Origin of the sequence: Lacticaseibacillus jixianensis, assembly GCF_003946485.1 — a bacterium.
GTDB lineage: Bacteria > Bacillota > Bacilli > Lactobacillales > Lactobacillaceae > Lacticaseibacillus > Lacticaseibacillus jixianensis.
In genome coordinates, this window is record NZ_RHOJ01000005.1 from 100,773 (window position 1) to 120,574 (window position 19,802).

A 19,802-nucleotide genomic window follows, 5' to 3' on the forward strand; every position below is an offset into this window, starting at 1 on the left:
AAAAAGTTGTAAAGGGAAAATGCTTGATAGCTGTGTTCGAGAAGGGGTGTTAGTTTATGAATCAACGTCGCTTGCCTTGCCAGCCGCAGAAGACCAGTTGCCGCGGTCCTTCCTCACCAATACGCTGTGGTTTGTTGGGGCCGGGAGCTCTTTCATCGTGGCGACGTTCGCGTTTGGTCGCCGCGCCTCGTGCGTATACGGCCTGGCTTATCTGCTGATCTTTGGAATCGGTCTATATAATGGATAATGGTTATTCAGGGCTTTGGAACTTGATCCACACCTTGATCCGCAACTAGGGCGCGGTAAGCCGCAGTTGCAATCTGCCGGCCACTAGCGTAAAGTAATACCCGTTCCAAGAACCTGACACTTAGCCCGGCGGCTCACCGCGCCTCGCTCAGTCTCAGGCAATTTATATGAAGGGTGGAAATATTCCATGGCTGTAACGAAAGAGCAAAAAGAAGAGATCATCAAGAAGTACGCGCGCAAAGAGGGCGACACTGGTTCTGCTGAAGTCCAGATCGCACTTTTGACCGCCGACATCAACAACTTGACGGAGCACATGTCCAACCACAAGAAGGACTATCACTCATACGTTGGTGAAATGAAGAAGATCGGCCAACGCCGTAACTTGCTTCGCTACCTGCGTAACAAGGACCTTTCCCGTTACCGCGACTTGATCCAAAGCCTCGGCCTGCGTCGTTAATATTGAACTTTCCAAGCCACTCTGCTTCGGCAGGGTGGTTTTTTTATTAAGGTGCGCAGAGGTCGCGTACTAAGGGGGACAGCCAGCCGCTCCGCATGTCATCCTGTACGCCATAAATGGCGACAGGATGATCATAGCTCCAGGCATTGTCGGCGTACTTTGCCGACGAGGCCTGGAGCGTAGCAGGATGTTCCCCCGTTGCGCCCTCGGCGCCCAGCTGCAGCAAGGTAAGGTCACGAAATGTGCTTGTGGCCTTGCTGGGACTGCGAAATAATAGGGCCGGAGTGATTACAGGGAGGCTGTTATGAAAACAAATTATGAAAAGTTGCAGAGCGGCGCGCTATTTGACGCCCATGATCCTGAATTAAAGGGCTTCAAAAAAACGGCTAGTCAGTTTCTGGAGCAGTATAACAATTTGACCTATGATCAGGCGGACCAGCGCAAGGATCTATTGAACCGGTATCTGGGCAGCGTCGGTGATTACACCACGGTGGGGACCCCCTTTCTGTGCGATTACGCCCGGAATATTCATCTGGGTAATAAGGTCTCGATCAACATGGGGTGTTCACTAATGGATTCGGCCAGCATTAGGATCGACGACGAGACCATGATCGCCCCGAACGTCCAGATTTACACTGGCACGCACCCAGTTGCCCTTGCTGAGCGGCTGAATCCAGAATGGGCCGATGACCACACGCAACATTTTGTGCTCACTCGTGCACTGCCGGTGCACATTAAGCGTGGGTGCTGGTTGGGCGGCGGCGTGATTGTGCTCCCTGGGGTCACCATCGGCGAAGGCTGTGTGATCGGCGCGGGCAGCATTGTCACCAAAGATGTCCCTGACCACAGCGTGGCAGTGGGCAATCCTTGCCATGTGATCCGGACGCTGGAGGTGGACAAATGATCCGCATGATCGGCTTTGACTTAGACGGGACACTCGCTGACACATTTCCGGTCATCTTGCCGGCTTTTTGCCAGACGGTCCAGCACTTTACCGGCCGCCAGATCGATGATCAGGAGATTCTCGCGACGTTTGGTAAAAACGAGCAGGGGATGCTGGCGGACCTGCTGCCGGACGTCCCGCTAGCTGCTTCATCTGCGGTGTTCTATCAGGCCTATCAAGAAGCGCATGCCCGCTTGCGCACGCCTTTTCCTGGCATCTTGAAGCTCTTGGCGGCCCTAGAAGCGCATGGGATCGCAGTCGCGTTGATCACTGGTAAGGGCCAGCGTTCATGCGAGATTTCACTGACGCAACTTGGCCTGAACGGCGTTTTCGCCCCGATTCTGGTCGGGTCGCCAGACCACGACGTCAAAACGGCCAACCTAAAAAAGCTGCTGACGATGTCGCACCTCGCCCCCTCGGAGCTGGCGTACGTGGGGGATGCCGTCAGCGATCTCCAGGCGGCCGCGGCCGCAGGCGTCCACTGCTATTCTGCGGCCTGGGCCCCGAGCGCACAGCCGGCGCAGCTGGTGGCCGCGCAGGCTGACCTCTATTACTCTGTGGCTGCGCTGCAAGCAGTGCTGGTGGACTAGCCTGATGCCGAGCGCCGTGGCGGCTGCTGGGTCGACACTCGGCCAGGGCCCGAATAGGTTTTCCTCGCCCCCTGTGGTACACTGGAAAAAGGAATAATTCGTTGTCACCTTAGGGTGGCGGAAAAACCTAATACAATCTACGAGGTGTACCTATGAGTAAAATCAAAGTGGTCGCCCTCGGTGGTGTGCGTGAGAACGGTAAAAACATGTACGCGATCGAAGTGGACGATCAAATTTTCGTTGTCGATTTTGGCCTGAAGTATCCGGACAACGAGCTGTTGGGCATTGATGTTGTCATTCCTGACCTGACCTATCTGGAAGAAAATGCAGACAAGATTGCCGGCATTTTCCTCACCCACGGCCACGCCGATGCGATTGGCGCGCTGCCTTACTTCGTTGCCGATCACCCAGTGCCGGTCTTTGGCTCCGCGTTGACCATTGCGCTGGCCAAGCTGACGCTGACGTCGCCAAAAGCTAAGAAGTTCAAGGACTTCCACGTGATCACCGAAAAGTCGGTCATCGACTTCGGCAAGGTCAAGGTGTCCTTCTTCCCAACGACCCACAGCATTCCGGGCAGTCTCGGCATCGTCGTCGAGACCCCGAATGGTTCAATCGTCTACACCGGCGACTTCAAGTTCGACCAGGGCGCGCCGAAGATGTACCGGACCGACTTGTCGCGCCTGGCCAAGATCGGCGACCGCAAAGTGCTGGCCCTAATGTCCGATTCCAACAATGCGGAGTCGCCGTACCAGCACGCCAGTGAGAACGAAATTTACGACCACATCGAAGAGACCTTCCACTATCAGGACGGGCGGGTGATCGTGGCCGGCGTCGCCAATAACATCCAGCGCATCCAGCAGGTCCTGAACGCCGCGGCACAAACGCACCGCCGCGTCGTCTTGACCGGCCGTGAGGTGGAACGCGTGGTCAAGACCGCGATCCGCATGAAGGCGCTGGTCCTGCCGGATGAGAACATCTTGGCCGCGACCAAGGAGCTCAAGGACCTGAAGCCCGAGGAAACCGTGGTTTTGGAAACCGGGCGGATGGGCGAGCCGTTGAAGTCCCTGCAGCGGATGGCCAACAACAAGCACCGCCTAGTTCACATTCACGAAGGCGACTTGGTCTACATCACGACCACCATCAGCCATTCGATGGAGACCATGGCCGCCAAGACGCGCGACATGATCTATCGGGCCGGCGGTGAGGTCAAGGCCATTTCCGACGACCTGCACGCGTCTGGCCATGCCAACAAGGATGACCTGCAGCTGATGATCAACCTGCTGCGGCCGAAGTTCGTGATCCCGGTCGAAGGGGAGTACCGGCAGCTGGAAGCACACCAGGAAATCGCTGCGGATGCCGGGATCCCGGCCGAGAACATCTTGATGCCGAACGTCGGGGACATCATCTCCTACGAGAAGGGCAAGATGCACATCTCGGGTCACGTTGACGCCGGCAACACCATGATCGACGGCATCGGGGTCGGTGACATCGGCAACATTGTGTTGCGCGACCGCAAGATGCTCGCCGAGGACGGCATTTTCATCGCCGTGGTCACCATCGACCGCAAGAAGAAGAAGATCGTCGCCAAGCCCAAGATCCAAAGCAAAGGCTTCGTTTACGTGAAGACCTCGCGTGATTTGCTTAATGAGTCGAGCGAGATCGTCGAGAAGTCCGTCCAGAAGGAATTGGACAACAAGTCCTTTGACTGGAGCACGCTCAAGCAGTCCGTTCGCGACGACCTTTCTCGCTTCCTGTTTGACCACACGAAGCGGCGGCCGGTCATCTTACCGGTCATCATGGAAGTTAACCAGAACAGCGCCAAGCGTCAGTAATTAGGCGCTGCAAGTCGAGCCCGCGGGTTCGGCTTTTTGTTTGCGCCAGGGGCTGCGACTGGTATCATTAAAGAGGACTAAAAAGGAGAGAGCATTCATGGCAAAAGTTGTCCCGCTGCCGAATAACGGCAGTCGTCATCTGACTTTAGGGGTCTCGGCCCTGCAAAATAAGAACTATGCCAGTGCGGTGGCGCACCTGGAGAAGGCCTACAAGCAGACGCCGGTCTTTGACGTGGCGCGGCCCCTGGTCAAAGCCTACGTCGGCCTGAAGCAGGCTAAGCTGGCGGTGCCTTACATCAGTCAGTACATGGAGGACTTTCTGGCTGGCGAGCGGACGACGACCGTCCTGTTCGACGTGCTGTTGGCCCTGCCGGACTACCGGTTCGCCTGGGCGGTCCTGCACCACGTGGAAGGGCCGCTGCACCAAACGCTGATGGCGCGGGTCGAGGCGGCGGAGGCGCAGGACGATGCGGCGAACGCCCAGGAGCTTGATGACCTGGCGAAGAAGCTGCGCCACCTGGGCGGCTATGATGCGCACACTCAGGAGCAGATGATCGCCGACCTGGGGCGGCTGCCGAAAGCGCGCATGATCGCGGCCGCCGTGCCCAACCTCACGGACCCGGATGTGCATCCGGCGATCCGCGTCAGCCTGCTGGACGCCCTGACCGCGGTGGGGGCGGACAAGCCGGTGTCGGTGAGCGGCTACCAGACTGCGGGCCAAGTTGTGCCGAGTAAGCTGCCCGGGGTGATGAACGACCCCACGCTGCTGGCGGTCCTGAACCAGATTCAGCTGCAGATCGGCCTCACCGATCCGGAGCTGATGCGCGCAACGGTGGAGACGCTGCGCTTTGAGCTCGGTTACCTTTACCCGTTCATTGATCAGGCCGTGGCTGATCCTAAGCACTTCGCGGCCAGCTACCTGGATAAGGAGGGCGCAAGCGTGACCCCAGGCGAGCGAGCGTTATTCAACTGGCTGGGTGAGCAGACGGCCAAGCTGAGTGAAATGGCGAATTAGCCGTTTGGCGGATTTCACGTGTAAAGGATGAAAACTTGACGCTACCTGTTTACAAAAGCAGGTGGTCTGGTATAATCATCTACGGAATTCATTTCCAGTCAAAATATTGTTTTGGTATTTTGGCGTGAATGTAGTACTATAGAACGTAAAGGATTACGGGCTTTTGTGCCTGTGTCTTTACGAAAAAATACAGGAGGTTCGTTTTTTCATGGCTGAAAAAGAACACTATGAACGCACAAAGCCCCACGTAAACATTGGTACGATTGGGCACGTTGACCACGGTAAGACAACTCTGACCGCGGCGATCACCAAGGTCTTGGCTGCTAAGGGCTTGGCTAAGGAACAGGACTACGCATCAATCGATGCTGCGCCTGAGGAAAAGGAACGTGGCATCACGATCAACACCGCCCACGTTGAATACGAAACCGAAAAGCGTCACTACGCACATATCGATGCGCCAGGGCACGCTGACTACGTTAAGAACATGATCACCGGTGCTGCGCAGATGGACGGTGCGATCTTGGTTGTTGCCGCTACTGACGGCCCAATGCCACAGACTCGCGAACACATTCTGCTGGCTCGTCAGGTCGGTGTTGACTACATCGTTGTCTTCCTGAACAAGACAGACCTTGTTGACGATGACGAACTGATCGACTTGGTCGAGATGGAAGTTCGTGAACTTCTGTCCGAATACGATTTCCCTGGTGACGATATTCCTGTCATCCGTGGCTCAGCGCTTAAGGCTCTGCAGGGCGATCCAGAACAAGAAAAGGTTATCCAGGAACTCATGGACACGGTTGACGAATACATCCCAACCCCAGTTCGTGACACCGACAAGCCTTTCTTGATGCCTGTTGAAGACGTCTTCACCATTACTGGTCGTGGTACCGTTGCTTCTGGTCGTATCGACCGTGGGACGGTTAAGATCGGTGACGAAGTCGCAATCGTTGGTCTGAAGGATGAAGTCCTGAAGTCCGTCGTTACCGGCCTCGAAATGTTCCGCAAGACCCTTGATCTTGGGGAAGCCGGCGATAACGTTGGTGTTCTGCTTCGTGGGATCAACCGTGATCAGGTTGAGCGTGGCCAAGTTTTGGCTAAGCCAGGTTCGATCCAGACCCACAAGAAGTTCAAGGCTGAAGTCTACATCCTGACCAAAGAAGAAGGTGGCCGTCACACGCCATTCTTCTCCAACTACCGTCCTCAGTTCTACTTCCACACCACTGATGTTACCGGTGTGATCGAACTGCCTGATGGCGTTGAAATGGTTATGCCTGGCGACAACGTTACCTTCGAAGTCGACATGATCGCGCCTGTTGCCCTTGAAAAGGGTACCAAGTTCACCGTTCGTGAAGGTGGCCGTACTGTTGGTGCCGGGGTCGTTTCTGAGATCCTCGACTAATCATCAGTATTATGAAACAGCATTCCGCGGTTGCGGAGTGCTGTTTTTGTATACGCTGAAGGCGCGATGCGCTTCTGTTCGAGCTGCGATATAATAATGATTATGCAAAAACATCGCTTTAGTATCCAATTAGTTCTAAGTCCCTTCATCTCCCAACTGGGCAGCGCCATCTATCTGCTCGGGCTCAATTGGCTGGTCGTCAAGCAAACGGGTGACACCAAGCTGATCGGGCTGATTACGGGCGTCGGCGGCACCATGTTCTTCCTCGGTGATTTCCTGGCGGCGGTCATCGTTGACCATCACGATCGCAAGCGGGTCATGATCGTTTGCAACACGATCGCGGCTGCCATTTGTGTGCTTGGCGCCTGGCTGATCACGCCGAGCGCGCCGCAGACCTGGCTGTTGATCCTGATTACCAGTGTGCTGGACCTCATGACCACCATCAACTTTCCGGCGGCCAAAGCGATCACCCCGGACATCATTGCCGCGTCGGCGCTGCAGCGGTTCAATGCGATTGCCAACGCTGTGTTCAACATGGCCAGCATCCTGTCACCACTGCTTGGGGGCCTGCTGCTCAGCAGTGGCCGGATCGGCTTTAAGGGCTTCTTGTTGATCAACGCCGGGTCGTATGTGATCGCCGGGCTGCTGATCTGGACAATGAGCAGTCCCCTGTTCAAGCCTGGGCAAGACGCCAGTGACCCCATCAAGGACACGCTCTACGGGCTGAAGTACGTCGTCGGCAATCACCAGCTGGCGCTCATGATGCTCGCGCTGGGGGCATTCAACTTCTGTGCCGCGGGCTTTTTGCTGGCGGCGCCCTACATGGCGGATCATCTGTATGCCGGCCGGCCGAGCGCCTACAGCACGTTTCTGCTGATCAATGCGTGTGGTGGCCTGCTGGGTGGGACGCTGCTTTCGCTGCAGCGGCGGCGCGTATCGGTGATGCAGGTGTACACCGAGCAGTTGGTCATTGGGGTGCTCATGATCGGGCTTGGCATTCACCTGACGCATTTCCTGTGGCTGGCGCTCGCGCTGATCAATGGCTTCGTCAACTCACAGATGTTCAGCAGTGTGGCTACGCTCATGCAGGGCATGACGCCGCGCGAGTTGCTGGGCCGGGTGTTTGGGCTGATTTTCCTGGTGTACGACGGGGTCCAGCCGCTGGGTAATTTCTTTTTCGGCCAGTTCATCAAGACCTGGGGCGCACACACGTACACGGTGCTTGGCAGCGTGCTAGTGTTGAGCTTTGCGCTCTTGATCTGGGCGACGCGGCGGACGCAGGCCCAAGCAGTGGCGTGATTCGGGGTGCGACCTGAGAAACAGGCCGCGCCTTCGCCTTTCTCTCGGCCGGCGTTAATGGATGCAGCGTAATCAAAAAGCTTGTCACGACCAGGGACAATCCCCGGTGCGGCAAGCTTTTTGTGTCATCAGTCAGTTGCGTGTTTGCGGGTGACGCGAACGATCAGTCCAAGCCCCAGTGCGCACAGAACTGCCAGCAGGATCAGCGTGTGCAAGGCGCCGGCCATGGTGCCTTGCGCGCTGGTGGCGGCGGTCTTCTGGCTGGCGGCAATCAGCGCGGCCGTGACGCTAGTGCCGACCGCGGCGGCAAACTGCTGCGTCGTGTTGAAAATGGCGTTGCCGTCGGTTTGCTCGGCTTTTCCGACTTGGCGCAGGCCGTTAGTCATCAGGTTGCCCATGCTCATGCCGATGCCGATCATGAAGACTAGGTACAGCCCCAAAATCAGTGGGTCGGTGAGGCGCGGCATGGCCGCCATCAGAATAATGCCCAGCAGTGTGATCCCGCTGCCCAGGCGCAGCGGCAGCTTGGGCCCGACGTTGTCGTACAGTCGGCCACTCAGCGGGGCGAGCAGCGCGCCCACCGCCGCACCGGGCAGGACAATGAGGCCGGCGGTCAGCGGGGTGCCGCCATCGACCAGCTGAATGTAATTTGGCAGCAGGAAGGACAGCCCGAGCGCGTTGATCTGAAGCATCGCGAACGCCAGGATGTGGCTGGTGAACGTGGAATTATTGAAGAGCTTCAGATTGATGATCGGCCGCTCCAGGTGACCCGACCGCCAGCCGAACAGGGCCAACGCGATGAGTCCCAGCAGCATCGCCCCACCGACTTTAGGGGTCAGAAACGGCGTGCTGCCAAAATTGCTGATGCCGAAGATCAGGCCGCAGAAGGTGACGATGATGAGCGCCACACTGGGCAGATCGGTGCTCGCTTTTTCCGTCGGCACTTTTTGCTCGATGCAAAACAGGCCGAGAAGCAAAGCGAGAAGCAGCAGGGGCAGGAGAAAGACGAAAATGTAGCGCCAGCTGAGCGCCGAGACCACCAGCCCGCCGAACGTGGGCCCGATGGCCGGGGCGACGCCGGTGATCATGGTGCCGATGCCCATCATGCTGCCGATTTTGGCTTTCGGCACCTGCTCAATGATGATGTTGAACATTAATGGCAGCGCGATGCCGGTGCCCAGGCCCTGAATGCCGCGGCCGAGCAGCAGCACCCAAAAGTGCGGCGCCACCGCGTCCAGGGCAACACCGGCGATGAAGAGCGTGATGGCAACCAGAAACAGCGGTTTGTTTTTGAAGCGGCGCTTGAGGGTGGCCGACAGCGGCACCATTGAGGCGACGACCAGCAGGTAAAGCGTGGTCATCCACTGGACCGTGTTGGTAGCGACGTGAAACTCGCGCATCAGCGTGGGGAAGGTGACATTCATGGCGGTTTCGACGATCACGCCGCAAAACGACATGATGCCCGTCGCTAAGACCGCGCCGATCACGCGCGGGCGAATGCGTTGCGGATCAGTCATGGGCGCCTCCGTTCAACTGGATGAAGGTGGTGATCATCCGGTCGAAAACGGCCTGTTCAGCCGGCGTAAACGCGGTGGTCATCGCGTCCTGCTGGCCCTGAATGTAGGCCGTGATCTTCTGTTTCAGCTTGGCAGCCTTGGGCGTCAGGCTGACCGCCTTTTGCCGGGCGTCGGCGGGGGCGGCAACGCGCTTGATCAGGCCGCTTTTCTCCATGCGTTGCAGCGTCAGCGTGGCAGTGGAGCGCTGGATGGCGAACTCGGCCTCAATGTCGCGTTGCAGCACTTGACCGTGGTTACCCACGAAATCAATGATCGACATCTGTGTGCCCGTCAGGCCGAACTGTTTGGCGTAGGTGTCCATGTGTTTGTTCATCTGGTTGGTGGCTTGTTTAATGACCATCCCAAAGTTTGACATGTGAATCGTCCTTTCGTTAGTGAGCTAACGAAAGCTACCCTACACCAATTGCTGGCTGAGTGCAAAGGCCAATTGGCGAACGGACGAAAAAAGGCCATCAGCCCCCGGCTGATGGTCCCTGAGTTAATCTTTGAGCTTGATCTCGTCCAGCGGGATCAGGTGGGTGTGATGCCTGAGCTTGTACCAAGTGAAGAGGACGATGAATAGGGGGATCGACATGTACGAAATGATCAGCTTATCCCAGGCGAAGGCCTTCAGCGACGGGATGTCCTGACCGATGATCACGACGATGCCGAGGACCAGCGCTAGGAGCGGGCCGAACGGGAACATTTTGGCGTGGTAGACGAGCTCGTCGACACTGTGGCCCTGCTTGATCAGCGCGCGGCGGAAGCGCAGGTGGGAGACGGCGATGCCGATCCACGCGATGAAGCCGGTCAGCCCGCTGGCCGCGACCAGCAGCTGGTAGACGTTGGTGCCGAGAATGCTGGTGAGGAAGGTCAGTGCGCCGACCAGCGTGGTGAGCAGCAGCGCCGGCAGCGGCACCCCGCGCCGGTTGGTTTTACCATAGATGCGCGGCGCCATGCCATTGGCCCCCATGGCCCACAGCATGCGGGTGGAGGCGTACATGCCCGAGTTGGCCGATGACAGGACCGAGGTGAGAATGACCGCGTTCATCAGGCTGGCCGCCCCGGCGAGACCGATCCGTTGGAAGACCAGCGTGAACGGGGACATCGCGACGTGGGTCTCGCTGGCCCCGAGCAAATTCGGGTCCATGTAGGGGATCAGGGCGGCGATCACCGCAATGGCAAGGATGTAGAAGATCAGGATCCGCCAGAAGACCTCTTTGATTGCCTTGGGGATGCTGGTTTCCGGGGTCGCGGATTCAACGGCCGTGATGCCGATCAGCTCCGTGCCCTGAAAAGAAAACCCCGCCACCACAAACACCGACAGGCCCGCCGGCCAGCCGCCGTGAAACGGCGCGTCCCCCACGGTGAAGTTGCGCAGGCCGATCGCCTGGCCGCCGCCCAGCACCCCGATGATCGTCAGCAGGCCCACCGCCAGGAAGACGAGGACCGTGATCACTTTGATCATCGCCAGCCAGTACTCGGTCTCGCCGAACGCTTTGACCGAAATGACGTTGAGGATGAAGATCAGGGCCAGAAACCCCACCGAGAAGAGCCAGCCGGGGACGTGCGGCAGCCAGAAGTGCATGAGGATCGCCGTGGTGGAAATGTCCACGGCCAAGGTGATCGCCCAGTTGAACCAGTAGTTCCACCCGAGCGCGAAGCCGGCGGCCGGATCGACGAAGCGCGTCGCGTACTCGGCGAACGAGCCGGAGACGGGCATGTAGGTCGCCATTTCCCCGAGGCTGGTCATGAGAAAGTACACCATGATCCCGATCGCCATGTAGGCGAGCAGCGCGCCGCCCGGCCCGGCGGTGGCAATGGTGGAGCCGCTGGTGACAAACAGGCCAGTGCCGATACTGCCGCCGAGCGCGATCATCGACAGGTGGCGCGTCTGTAGGGACCGCTTCACGCTGCCTGCCTCGCCGCTGGCATTTGATTTGGTACTCATCGAATAAACCCTCCGTAAACCGTAATAAACATAACGACGAGCTTAACATAGGGGGATTAAGCCCTGATGATAGCGGCTCTCATGAATCTATTAAGTGTGGGCATGGGCGCACACCATCAGAATCCGCCCGGCGGCGAGGCCAATCGTCGTTAAAGTGAATTTCATTCATTCTAGCCGGAAAAAGATGAGTTTTACTTCACCCGGCCAAGCGACTACGATGAAGTTAATCTTAACCGGAAAGGTCGCATCCCCATGAAATTAGCTAACCGTGTCGCCGCTACGCAAAATGTCGGGCTCAATGACCTCTACACCGCGCCGGACCCCCAGCAGATCTCGTTTGCCGGCGGCTATCCGGACCCGGCCATGTTTCCGCAGGCTGAACTGACCAATGGGCTCAAGCAGGCCGCCGCTGACCGGGCCGCCTTCCAGTACGCTGACGCGTGGGGTGATCGCGCGCTGCGCGACCAGCTGGCTGCGCTAATGATGGCGGACGGGATCAAGGCGACCGGGACGGACATTCTGATCACCCAGGGCGCGCAGCAGGGCATTGATCTGACCGCGCGCTTGATGCTGGATCCTGGTGACGGCCTGGTGGTCGAGGCGCCGACCTACCTCGGTGCACTGGCCGCGTTCAACCAGTACGCCCCAACGTATTACGAGGTGCCGATGCAGGAGGACGGGATGGACCTGGAGGCCTTGCAGAAGATCCAGCTGACGCACCCGGTCAAGATGATCTACACGGTGCCGGACTTTCAGAACCCGACCGGGGCCGTGATGAGCCTGGAAAAGCGCCAGGCCCTCGTGCGGCTGGCCAACCGCTTCGACGTCCTGATCCTGGAAGACGGGCCGTACCGCTTCCTGCGCTACGAAGGGGCGAGCTTGCCGCCGATCAAAGCGTTCGACACCGAAGGCCGCGTGATCTTCCTCGGCAGTATGTCCAAGATCCTTTCGCCTAGCCTGCGCCTGGGTTGGCTGGTGGCCAGCCCACAGCTGCTTGACGGCCTGGAAACGCTCAAAGGGGCCGCGGACGTGGAGTCCAGTGCCCTCATCCAGCGCGGGGTGAGTCGCTACCTTGACGCTGCCGACTTTCCGGCGCACTTGGCGCAGCTGCGCCAGACGTACCGGGACAAGCGGGACGTGATGCTGGCGGCGCTGCACCGGGAGCTGCCCAGCGGGTTTGCGGTCACGCAGCCGCACGGCGGGTTCTTCCTGTGGCTCCAGGGGCCCGCGGGGCTCGACATGACGCGCCTGCAGAAGGGGACGCTGCTGCCGGCGCACGTCAGCCTGGTGCCGGGGCGCAACCTGTCGCCGCACCACACGATGGCCAGCGGCGCCCGCCTGACTTTTGCGGCTCCGGCCCGCGAAGACATCGAACCGGGCGTCAAGCGCCTAACCAAAGCGCTCCGGCAGCGCGTTAGGCAGGCCACCGGTTCCGCTGACTGATCGGGCTGGCACCAACGTAAAAGCGTCTTCGCTGCGAAAAGGCAGTGAAGACGCTTTTTAGTGGCGCGCTGGTTAAATTTGCCCGATGTGTTCGTCGATGTGCGCCGCCACCTCATCGTGGACGGTGACGCCGGCCGCCTTGAGGGCCTTGATCTTGCCAGCAAATTGCGGCAGGTCTTTCTCGTTGGCGACGAGCATCTCGTCCAACATGTCCTTGGCGCGCTGACCCGACGTGATCATTGGGTTCATGGTGAACGCCTGCAGGGCCAGGCCGTAGTCGCCGGTGGCGGCGGCTTCGTCGATGACTAGCTCCATGTTCTTCATCAGCTGAAGCCAGCCGCGTTCGGCCGGCTGGAAGCGGCCAAAGGCGATCGGCAAGGCGCCGCTGGCACTGATCACGGCAGAGACCTCGACGACGTGGTCTTCGGGCAGGTCCGGGATCGCGCCTTGGTTCAGCGTGGAGACGACCATGTGCGTGTGCTTGTCGCCATAAATTGAGGCGATCGCTTCGCAGGCCGCATCCGAGTAATGGGCGCCGCCGCGCTGGGCGAGCTGAGCGGGCTTGTGATCCAGGTTGGGATCCTGGTAAAGCTGGAAGAGTTCGTGCTCGATTTGCATGACCTGCTGGGCGCGGGTGCCAACACCTTGCCATTCATCCAAGCTGTGCTTAAGCATTTCCTCTTCCCGGTAGTAGTAGCGGTGGTAGGCGCAGGGAATCATTTTCATCTGGTCGACCTGTTCGCGGAAGAATTGCACGTCGAAAATGTTCTTCGGCAGCCCGCCGTCCCGGCCCGCGTACATCGCCTTCAGGATGTCCATCGTCACCTCGCGGCCGGTGTTATCCCAGACGCGGTGCCAGTGGAAGTGGTCGATGCCGGCAAACTTGTACGTCAGCTCCTCGCGCGTCTTGCCGATGGTGGCGGGCTCGCTGAGCATCGCGTTGACCGGCACGTTGCACAGGCCGATCACCTTGTCCCAGTGGCCGTAGGTGCGGATCGCCTCGGTGATCATGCCGCTTGGGTTAGTGAAGTTGATCAGCCAGGCGTTCGGGCAGAGTTCCTTCATGTCTTTGACGATGTCCAGGATCACCGGCACGGTGCGGAAGGCCTTGAAGATGCCGCCCGCGCCGTTGGTTTCCTGGCCCAGCATCCCGTAGTAGCCGGGGATGCGTTCATCCTTGACCCGCGCCTCCAGCAGCCCGACCCGAAACTGCGTCGAGACAAAATCGGCATCCTTCAGCGCCTCCCGCCGGTCCAGCGTCAGGTGAACCGTCCAGTCGAGGCCGGCCGCTTTGACCATCCGCTTGGCCATTGCCCCGACGATTTGCAGCTTTTTTTCACCTTCCGGGATATCGACCAGCCAGATCTCCTTGATCGGCAGCTGATCCTGGCGCTTGATGAAACCTTCGATGAGTTCTGGGGTGTAACTGGAACCGCCGCCGATCGTGACCAACTTCAATGCTGAATGTGACATGAGTCATTCCTCCTTGTTGTCTGTAGGGTTCTGAACAACTGTAGGATAAAGTGTGGGATTAATCCCATGTCAAGCGTTTTCACCTAAAAAGTTTTGGGCAGGGGCTTCATGCCTTGACCCAGTGCGGCCGGATCGTCTCCGCCGCCAGTTCCTGATCGGTCAGCTGGCCGACCAGGTAGCGAACGCCGTTGCAGGCCTGACTGCGAAAGCCCAAGTCCATCGTGCGGATCGCGGTCAGCTTGGCGATCGCACTGTTGTCGGTGCTGACTACGGTGCAGTCAGGCGGGCAGGCGCCGCCAGCGCGGCGCAGCGTCGCGACAAACTCGGCGGCGACGTAATCAGCGAAGAACACGACAGCGTGGGGCCGGGCGGCCGCGGCAAGCCAGCGCTTCGCGGCGGTTTTGCCGGCATTTTGCTGCGTGGCAAAATGACAGACGAAGGTCATCGCCGCGTCAGGGTGCCGCGCCTGAAAGGTCGCAATGGCGCGCAGGCGAGCCTGCGTATTGGCACTGCTGCGGTCAGAAAGGACGTGGCCGATCTGCCGGTGCCCCTCGCGGTAAAGCTGCTCAAGGATCTTCAGGTAGAGCGGGTAGTGGTCGAGGTAGTTCGAATAGATATCGGGCCGATCGACGCGCTGCCAAGTCGCGATCGGGCCAAACTGCGTGTAGCGACTGATCACGTCCCAGTCGTTGATCCGGGTCAGAATAAACACCGCATCCAGCGCGCCGCTCGCCAGCAGGTCGAGGGTCTGCCGCTCGGTCTCCGCGTTTTGGGTAAAGTACACGTTCACGGTGAAGCCATACCGGGCCGCCTCGTGCACGAACACATCCATGAACTCGCCGGCGAGGGGAAAATACTCCCGCAGCAGAAAGCCGATGGTGTTGGTGCGCTGGCGGCGCAGGTTCTTGGCCCGCTGATTCGGGATGTAATGGAGCTCGCGCATGGCCGCGAGGATCCGCTGCCGCTTGGCCGCGCTCACGTAACCCTGGCCGCTGACCACGCGGGAAACCGTCGACTTAGAAATGCCGGTGACCCTTGCCAAATCGTAAATCGTCGTCATTTAGGCTGCCTCCGTTCTGTAATCTCTGCATGGTCATCGTAGCACATGCGCGGCGCCGATCGGAGGTGCGCGATGCGCTTTAATAGGCAGAAGGGACGGTTAATGATAGGCTATTAACAACAAATTGTGTTCGTTAAAGGGGTGATCCATTTTGCCATTTTGCCGTGCGGCGACTGGCGGATCCGGGTGACTGCTGTAGCGGTTAAGCCCCATCGCATCGCTCGTTTAGGCCAGTAATTATTTCACCGCAGTGTCTTTACACGGCCTAATAAATAACCTATGATAAAAAAATAAATGGCTGGAGGCGTGTCATGAATGAATTGAAGCTGGCCCAGTATGCATTGGATAATTTATCCGCTCGGCGCCTGGGCGAAGAGATCGGGATCAGCCAGGCCGACCTCGCACGTCTAAAGGACGGTCGAGTGGCGCTTCAAGCTTCGCCTTATGCCACCGTGCACGCCCTGGCCGAGGTGGCACTAGGCAGGCTGAACTCCGAAGCGCTGCACATCGTTCAGAAGGTCAAGACCAGCCGCGAGGGCACTCGGTTCACCGGCATGCTGGACTTTACGCCCAGTGAGCTCGGGGACATTAGCCACTGGGGCGTCCGGACCAGCTACACGATCGCCCGCGCCATCTGCACCGACGCCCCGGATCTCATGGCGTCATTCGTGCTGATGATGATGGGGCGGCCTTATGCCTATCAGGCCCGCGATCAGTTCGAGGTGCTGACCGAGGCGATCGAGGCGGTGCTCTTTAACCTTCAAAATGCAGATCTGAGCGTGCGCCTGCCCAACTTCGTCGCCAGCGATGGCACGCGGTATTACCGCATCCTGGCGAACTGGCATCTCCTTCAGGACCCGGCCGGCGAGGAGACTTGGGCACGGCTGGCCACGACGGTGCAGTCACTCGAGATCCGCTGGGAGGACCACTGCAGTCTGTATTCACCGGTGCGCGTGCGCATGACGACCTTTCAGCCGGGCGGGGATGGCGACTGCTGAGTGGCGACCAGTTAAATATTAAACAGGGAACGCGGGTCGCTGACGAGCCGCGTTTTTGTCTACCATCACCGGTGAAAATGTCTGCCGCCGCCCGGTGGGTTTGTTACAATTAAGAGATGAAACCGTCACCAATAGGAGGAGCTTATGATTAAACTGATCGCCGTCGATATGGACGGCACGTTTCTCAACTCAAACCAGGATTATGACCGGGCACGCTTTGCGAAAGTTCATGCGCGCATGACCGAACGCGGGATCCGTTTCGTGGTCGCCAGCGGGAACCAGTACTTCCAGCTGCGCTCATTCTTCACGGACTACCCGGACACCATCTACGTGGCGGAAAACGGCGCCTACATTCGCGATGCCGAAACGACCTACGCCGTGCACACCTTCAGTCCCGAAGCTACGGCCACGCTGACGCGCTACCTCAGTGCCGATCCGGTGCTGGCGGCCATCGCGTGCGGGGTGAAAACCGCGCACATTCGCCGCAGTGAGGACCCGGCGTTCATTGACGAGATGCGCCGCTACTACCACCGCCTCCAGCTGCAGGACACGCTGGCCGCGCCGGACGATCAGATCCTGAAGTTCGCCACCAAAATGCCGCCGGCGCGCACCCAGGAGTACCTCGCCAAGTACAATGAGGCCTTCGCCGGCATTGCCGTGCCGACCAGCTCCGGGCACGGGGACATTGACATCATCCAACCTGGCCGCCACAAGGCCGCGGGGCTGGCGGAACTGGGGCAGGCGCTGAACATCCCGCTCAGTGAGATGGCGGCGTTTGGGGATGGCGGCAACGACCTGGAAATGATCCGCGAAGTCGGCCTGGGTGTCGCAATGAAGAACGCGGATCCCGAGGTGCTGGCCGCAGCCGCCGCCGTGACGCCGGTCGACAACGATGCCAGCGGCGTCTGCGCGTTTCTTGAGGATTATCTGAAGTAAAAGAGGACTTGAATCGTGAGTAAAAAGTTATATCTGATGCGCCATGGTGAGACCCTGTTCAACGTCTTGGGCCGCATTCAGGGCTGGTGTGATTCACCGCTGACCGCCCGCGGTGTTGCCCAGGCCCAAACGGCGCGACAATGGTTTGCGGCGCACAACGTGACGCTGACGGAGGCGCACTGCTCAACGGCGGAGCGGGCTTCAGACACGCTGGAGCTGGCGTGCGACCTACCGTACACCCGGGAGAAAGGCCTGCGCGAACACAGTTTTGGCCGGTTTGAGGGCCAACCGGAGTACTTGAACCCAAAGCTGCCTTACGGGGATTTCTTCGCGCCTTACGGGGGGGAGACTGACGCTGCCTTGATTGAGCGCGTGAGCCAGACCGTGGACCGGCTGATGGCCGCTGCCCCAGATGGGGCGCAGGTGCTATTGGTCTCGCACGCCGGCGCGACGGCATCATTTCTTCGCTCGCACACCACCTCGCACAAGATCTGGCGACTGCCGAACTGCGGGATCGCGATTTTTGACTACGACCACGGCGCCTACGCGTTCGAGCAGGTTGCCGACCCCGTTGCCTGGGCGCAGAAACAGGAGGATTGCCATGACAAAATATGATTTTGATACCGTGATCGATCGTTACGGGACGTACTCGGACCAGTGGGATTACGTGCAGGACCGCTTCGGCGTTGCCAACCTCTTGCCGTTTACCATTTCCGACATGGACTTTGCCACCGCGCCCGGCGTCCGCGCCGTGCTGGTGAAGGCGGCGGAAAAGGGCATCTTCGGCTACACCCACTGGGACAACCCGGCGTTTAAGGGCGCCATTGCCGGCTGGTTTGACCGCCGCTACCACGTGGCCATCGACCAGGACGCCATCGTCTACAGCCCCAGTGTCATTTTTACCCTGGCGAAGCTGCTTGAACAATTCAGCAAGCCCGGCGACAAGGTCGTGACCTTCAGCCCGTGCTACGACGCCTTCATTAAGACAGTGACCTCAAACAACCGTCTGCTGCTGGAGTTCGACATCAACCACGGCGTTGACTGGGCCGCGCTGGACGCCTACTTTGCCCGTGAGCACCCGGCCGTCTTCCTGCTGTGCAACCCCCACAACCCGCTGGGCATTGCCTGGTCGGGGGCGGCCATGCAGCGCATCGTCGAGCTGTGCAACGCCTACCACGTCGCCATCATTTCAGACGAGATCCACATGGGGGTCGTGCGCCGCGGCACCGTCGTTCACTCCCTGGCCGCCTACTTCAACCAGCTCACCGTGCAAAAGGCGGTCATCTCCTCGGCGGGCAAGGCCTTCAACGTCACCGCGCTCGGCTGCTCGTACGCGCTGATCCCGGACGCCCGCGACCGCGAGGAGTTCACGTTCGGCCTCGAGTACCGCAGCGCGCTGTCCTCCGTGCCGTACCTGGGGATGCTCGCGACCATCGAGTCCTACGCCCATCAGGAGGACTGGCTCAACCAGCTCTGCGACTACATCGACGGCAACTACGCCTACCTGCAAAAGTACCTGAAGGATGAACTCGGGCTGGATTACCAGATCCCGGCTGCCACTTATCTGGCATGGATCGACATCACGCCGCTGGACATCACCATGCCGCAGCTGCAGGACGAGATGATCCACGGGCAGAAGGTCGCGATCATGGACGGGCGCGTCTACGGCAACGGCGGCGCCAATCATCTGCGGTTCAACCTGGGGGCGCCGCGGAGCAAGGTTGAGGAAGGACTGAAGCGGCTGGGGGCGGCGGTGAAGACGCTGCAAGAATAAGAAAATTCCTGTATTCTTTAATTAGGTGGACTGCCTGTATTTAGTTGATCCTGGTTTTCTGTTTGAAACGGCTTGTTTGAAGGACAAGCCGTCTTTTCATGAGGTGATGATATCAGAATATTTGGATTGCGATCGTCAAGATAGCATCGAATCAAATCAGCGTTAAGTTGGAAGCATTCCTATACCTTCAATTCTGGTAGTATTGTTATAAAGTCATGAATAGAGAGGACTAAATCATGTCAGGTTATTCCGCAGCGGCAGTCAAGTTTCCATTTTGGTTCTATGAGTTTAAGCAAGCGATGGAATGGCAACGTGATGGTGAACAATGGAAACAGGTCAAATATCACATATTAGATGAAAATTGGTTTAAGCTAAGCTCCACCTCACGTCGGCAAAGCCTATACAGTGAGGTTGCAGAAAGAGTGCAATCGTTGACTCCAGAAATCTGTACCGTGTTTTTCAAGACTGACACGGATAATCAGCGTCTCATCAACCTGATTGGGATGATGAATACTAATCGGTTATTTAAGTCCTTTATTCTCAGGACCTATCGAGACGAGTTGATGCTGGGTGATCTGAAGCTTGAAGATTATGAAATTCAGGCTTTCTTTCGTCAGATTCAAGCAGAGGATGAAGCTGCGGCAAAGTGGCAGGACGAGACAGTGCAACGGCTGGGGGGGAGTTTTCGCAATTATTTGACACAGTCAGGATTAGCAAAATTGGACGGGACAACGTTGTTGGTGACTAGACCTTTGCTGGACTCAGCACTGGAGGATGCGTTAGTTGCTGCCAATCATCAGGATTATGTTGCTGCGTTGACTGGGAGGTAG

18 protein-coding genes are annotated in these 19,802 nt (G+C 58.6%); 13 read left to right on the top strand and 5 right to left on the bottom strand.

The window, feature by feature from the left end:
* Positions 1-433 precede the first annotated feature (433 nt).
* The 7 genes from rpsO to EKM85_RS03870 all read left to right on the top strand — a co-directional run bounded on the left by rpsO (position 434) and on the right by EKM85_RS03870 (position 7,781).
* A complete protein-coding gene (gene rpsO, locus EKM85_RS03840) occupies positions 434-703 on the top strand; it encodes a 30S ribosomal protein S15 (RefSeq protein WP_125584946.1) in 270 nt (89 codons plus the stop codon).
* A gap of 304 nt (positions 704-1,007) precedes the next feature.
* Positions 1,008-1,607, top strand: a complete 600-nt coding sequence (locus tag EKM85_RS03845) for a sugar O-acetyltransferase (protein WP_125584947.1) — start codon at positions 1,008-1,010, stop codon at positions 1,605-1,607.
* On the top strand, positions 1,604-2,236 hold the full coding sequence (locus EKM85_RS03850) for an HAD family hydrolase (RefSeq protein ID WP_125584948.1): 633 nt from the start codon (positions 1,604-1,606) through the stop codon (positions 2,234-2,236). The genes EKM85_RS03845 and EKM85_RS03850 overlap by 4 nt, the downstream gene beginning before the upstream one ends.
* A 152-nt stretch (positions 2,237-2,388) precedes the next feature.
* Positions 2,389-4,068: a ribonuclease J gene (locus tag EKM85_RS03855; RefSeq protein ID WP_125584949.1), complete on the top strand. Its 1,680-nt coding sequence runs from the start codon at positions 2,389-2,391 to the stop codon at positions 4,066-4,068.
* A gap of 97 nt (positions 4,069-4,165) precedes the next feature.
* Complete coding sequence (locus EKM85_RS03860; protein ID WP_125584950.1) at positions 4,166-5,083, top strand: tetratricopeptide repeat protein; 918 nt, start codon at positions 4,166-4,168, stop codon at positions 5,081-5,083.
* Positions 5,084-5,291: 208 nt separating this feature from the next.
* Positions 5,292-6,482, top strand: a complete 1,191-nt coding sequence (gene tuf, locus EKM85_RS03865; protein ID WP_125584951.1) for an elongation factor Tu — start codon at positions 5,292-5,294, stop codon at positions 6,480-6,482.
* Between the two features lie 102 nt (positions 6,483-6,584).
* Entirely contained in the window at positions 6,585-7,781 is a 1,197-nt protein-coding gene (locus tag EKM85_RS03870) for an MFS transporter (RefSeq protein ID WP_164510649.1), read from the top strand.
* 128 nt (positions 7,782-7,909) lie between these two features.
* Here EKM85_RS03870 and EKM85_RS03875 read toward each other — a convergent pair whose 3' ends face one another.
* The 3 genes from EKM85_RS03875 to EKM85_RS03885 all read right to left on the bottom strand — a co-directional run bounded on the left by EKM85_RS03875 (position 7,910) and on the right by EKM85_RS03885 (position 11,288).
* Complete coding sequence (locus tag EKM85_RS03875) at positions 7,910-9,298, bottom strand: MFS transporter (RefSeq protein WP_125584953.1); 1,389 nt, start codon at positions 9,296-9,298, stop codon at positions 7,910-7,912.
* Entirely contained in the window at positions 9,291-9,713 is a 423-nt protein-coding gene (locus EKM85_RS03880) for a MarR family winged helix-turn-helix transcriptional regulator (protein WP_125584954.1), read from the bottom strand. The genes EKM85_RS03875 and EKM85_RS03880 overlap by 8 nt, the downstream gene beginning before the upstream one ends.
* A gap of 123 nt (positions 9,714-9,836) precedes the next feature.
* Positions 9,837-11,288, bottom strand: coding sequence for an amino acid permease (locus tag EKM85_RS03885; protein ID WP_125584955.1), 1,452 nt, complete (start codon positions 11,286-11,288; stop codon positions 9,837-9,839).
* Between the two features lie 252 nt (positions 11,289-11,540).
* On the opposite strand from EKM85_RS03885, the gene EKM85_RS03890 reads away from it, so the two are divergent.
* Complete coding sequence (locus tag EKM85_RS03890) at positions 11,541-12,731, top strand: aminotransferase-like domain-containing protein (protein WP_125584956.1); 1,191 nt, start codon at positions 11,541-11,543, stop codon at positions 12,729-12,731.
* Positions 12,732-12,803: 72 nt separating this feature from the next.
* Here EKM85_RS03890 and EKM85_RS03895 read toward each other — a convergent pair whose 3' ends face one another.
* Both EKM85_RS03895 and EKM85_RS03900 read right to left on the bottom strand, forming a co-directional pair.
* Positions 12,804-14,204 carry a 6-phospho-beta-glucosidase gene (locus EKM85_RS03895; RefSeq protein ID WP_125584957.1) on the bottom strand — a complete coding sequence of 467 codons (1,401 nt, stop codon included), beginning with the start codon at positions 14,202-14,204 and terminating at the stop codon, positions 12,804-12,806.
* Positions 14,205-14,310: 106 nt separating this feature from the next.
* The gene (locus EKM85_RS03900) at positions 14,311-15,264 is read right to left on the bottom strand and encodes a LacI family DNA-binding transcriptional regulator (protein WP_125584958.1); all 954 of its coding nucleotides are present in this window, start codon (positions 15,262-15,264) and stop codon (positions 14,311-14,313) included.
* Between the two features lie 311 nt (positions 15,265-15,575).
* On the opposite strand from EKM85_RS03900, the gene EKM85_RS03905 reads away from it, so the two are divergent.
* The 5 genes from EKM85_RS03905 to EKM85_RS03925 all read left to right on the top strand — a co-directional run bounded on the left by EKM85_RS03905 (position 15,576) and on the right by EKM85_RS03925 (position 19,802).
* A complete protein-coding gene (locus EKM85_RS03905; protein ID WP_125584959.1) occupies positions 15,576-16,262 on the top strand; it encodes a hypothetical protein in 687 nt (228 codons plus the stop codon).
* A gap of 144 nt (positions 16,263-16,406) precedes the next feature.
* Positions 16,407-17,198, top strand: a complete 792-nt coding sequence (locus tag EKM85_RS03910) for a Cof-type HAD-IIB family hydrolase (protein WP_125584960.1) — start codon at positions 16,407-16,409, stop codon at positions 17,196-17,198.
* Positions 17,199-17,213: 15 nt separating this feature from the next.
* Positions 17,214-17,813 (top strand): histidine phosphatase family protein, encoded by a 600-nt coding sequence (locus tag EKM85_RS03915; protein ID WP_125584961.1) that lies wholly within the window; start codon positions 17,214-17,216, stop codon positions 17,811-17,813.
* Positions 17,800-18,972, top strand: coding sequence for a MalY/PatB family protein (locus tag EKM85_RS03920; RefSeq protein WP_125584962.1), 1,173 nt, complete (start codon positions 17,800-17,802; stop codon positions 18,970-18,972). Before EKM85_RS03915 ends, EKM85_RS03920 begins: the two co-directional genes overlap by 14 nt.
* Positions 18,973-19,208: 236 nt before the next feature.
* Positions 19,209-19,802 carry a DUF1819 family protein gene (locus EKM85_RS03925; protein WP_125584963.1) on the top strand — a complete coding sequence of 198 codons (594 nt, stop codon included), beginning with the start codon at positions 19,209-19,211 and terminating at the stop codon, positions 19,800-19,802.

What these genes read in the sequence shown, in the direction of transcription:
- EKM85_RS03855 (WP_125584949.1), top strand. Translation starts at nt 2,389, where the DNA reads ATGAGTAAAATCAAAGTGGTCGCCCTCGGTGGTGTGCGTGAGAACGGT.
- EKM85_RS03880 (WP_125584954.1), bottom strand. Translation starts at nt 9,713, where the DNA reads ATGTCAAACTTTGGGATGGTCATTAAACAAGCCACCAACCAGATGAAC.
- tuf (WP_125584951.1), top strand. Translation starts at nt 5,292, where the DNA reads ATGGCTGAAAAAGAACACTATGAACGCACAAAGCCCCACGTAAACATT.
- EKM85_RS03885 (WP_125584955.1), bottom strand. Translation starts at nt 11,288, where the DNA reads ATGAGTACCAAATCAAATGCCAGCGGCGAGGCAGGCAGCGTGAAGCGG.
- EKM85_RS03860 (WP_125584950.1), top strand. Translation starts at nt 4,166, where the DNA reads ATGGCAAAAGTTGTCCCGCTGCCGAATAACGGCAGTCGTCATCTGACT.
- EKM85_RS03900 (WP_125584958.1), bottom strand. Translation starts at nt 15,264, where the DNA reads ATGACGACGATTTACGATTTGGCAAGGGTCACCGGCATTTCTAAGTCG.
- EKM85_RS03890 (WP_125584956.1), top strand. Translation starts at nt 11,541, where the DNA reads ATGAAATTAGCTAACCGTGTCGCCGCTACGCAAAATGTCGGGCTCAAT.
- EKM85_RS03845 (WP_125584947.1), top strand. Translation starts at nt 1,008, where the DNA reads ATGAAAACAAATTATGAAAAGTTGCAGAGCGGCGCGCTATTTGACGCC.
- EKM85_RS03920 (WP_125584962.1), top strand. Translation starts at nt 17,800, where the DNA reads ATGACAAAATATGATTTTGATACCGTGATCGATCGTTACGGGACGTAC.
- EKM85_RS03870 (WP_164510649.1), top strand. Translation starts at nt 6,585, where the DNA reads ATGCAAAAACATCGCTTTAGTATCCAATTAGTTCTAAGTCCCTTCATC.
- EKM85_RS03925 (WP_125584963.1), top strand. Translation starts at nt 19,209, where the DNA reads ATGTCAGGTTATTCCGCAGCGGCAGTCAAGTTTCCATTTTGGTTCTAT.
- EKM85_RS03905 (WP_125584959.1), top strand. Translation starts at nt 15,576, where the DNA reads ATGAATGAATTGAAGCTGGCCCAGTATGCATTGGATAATTTATCCGCT.
- EKM85_RS03895 (WP_125584957.1), bottom strand. Translation starts at nt 14,204, where the DNA reads ATGTCACATTCAGCATTGAAGTTGGTCACGATCGGCGGCGGTTCCAGT.
- EKM85_RS03850 (WP_125584948.1), top strand. Translation starts at nt 1,604, where the DNA reads ATGATCCGCATGATCGGCTTTGACTTAGACGGGACACTCGCTGACACA.
- EKM85_RS03875 (WP_125584953.1), bottom strand. Translation starts at nt 9,298, where the DNA reads ATGACTGATCCGCAACGCATTCGCCCGCGCGTGATCGGCGCGGTCTTA.
- EKM85_RS03910 (WP_125584960.1), top strand. Translation starts at nt 16,407, where the DNA reads ATGATTAAACTGATCGCCGTCGATATGGACGGCACGTTTCTCAACTCA.
- rpsO (WP_125584946.1), top strand. Translation starts at nt 434, where the DNA reads ATGGCTGTAACGAAAGAGCAAAAAGAAGAGATCATCAAGAAGTACGCG.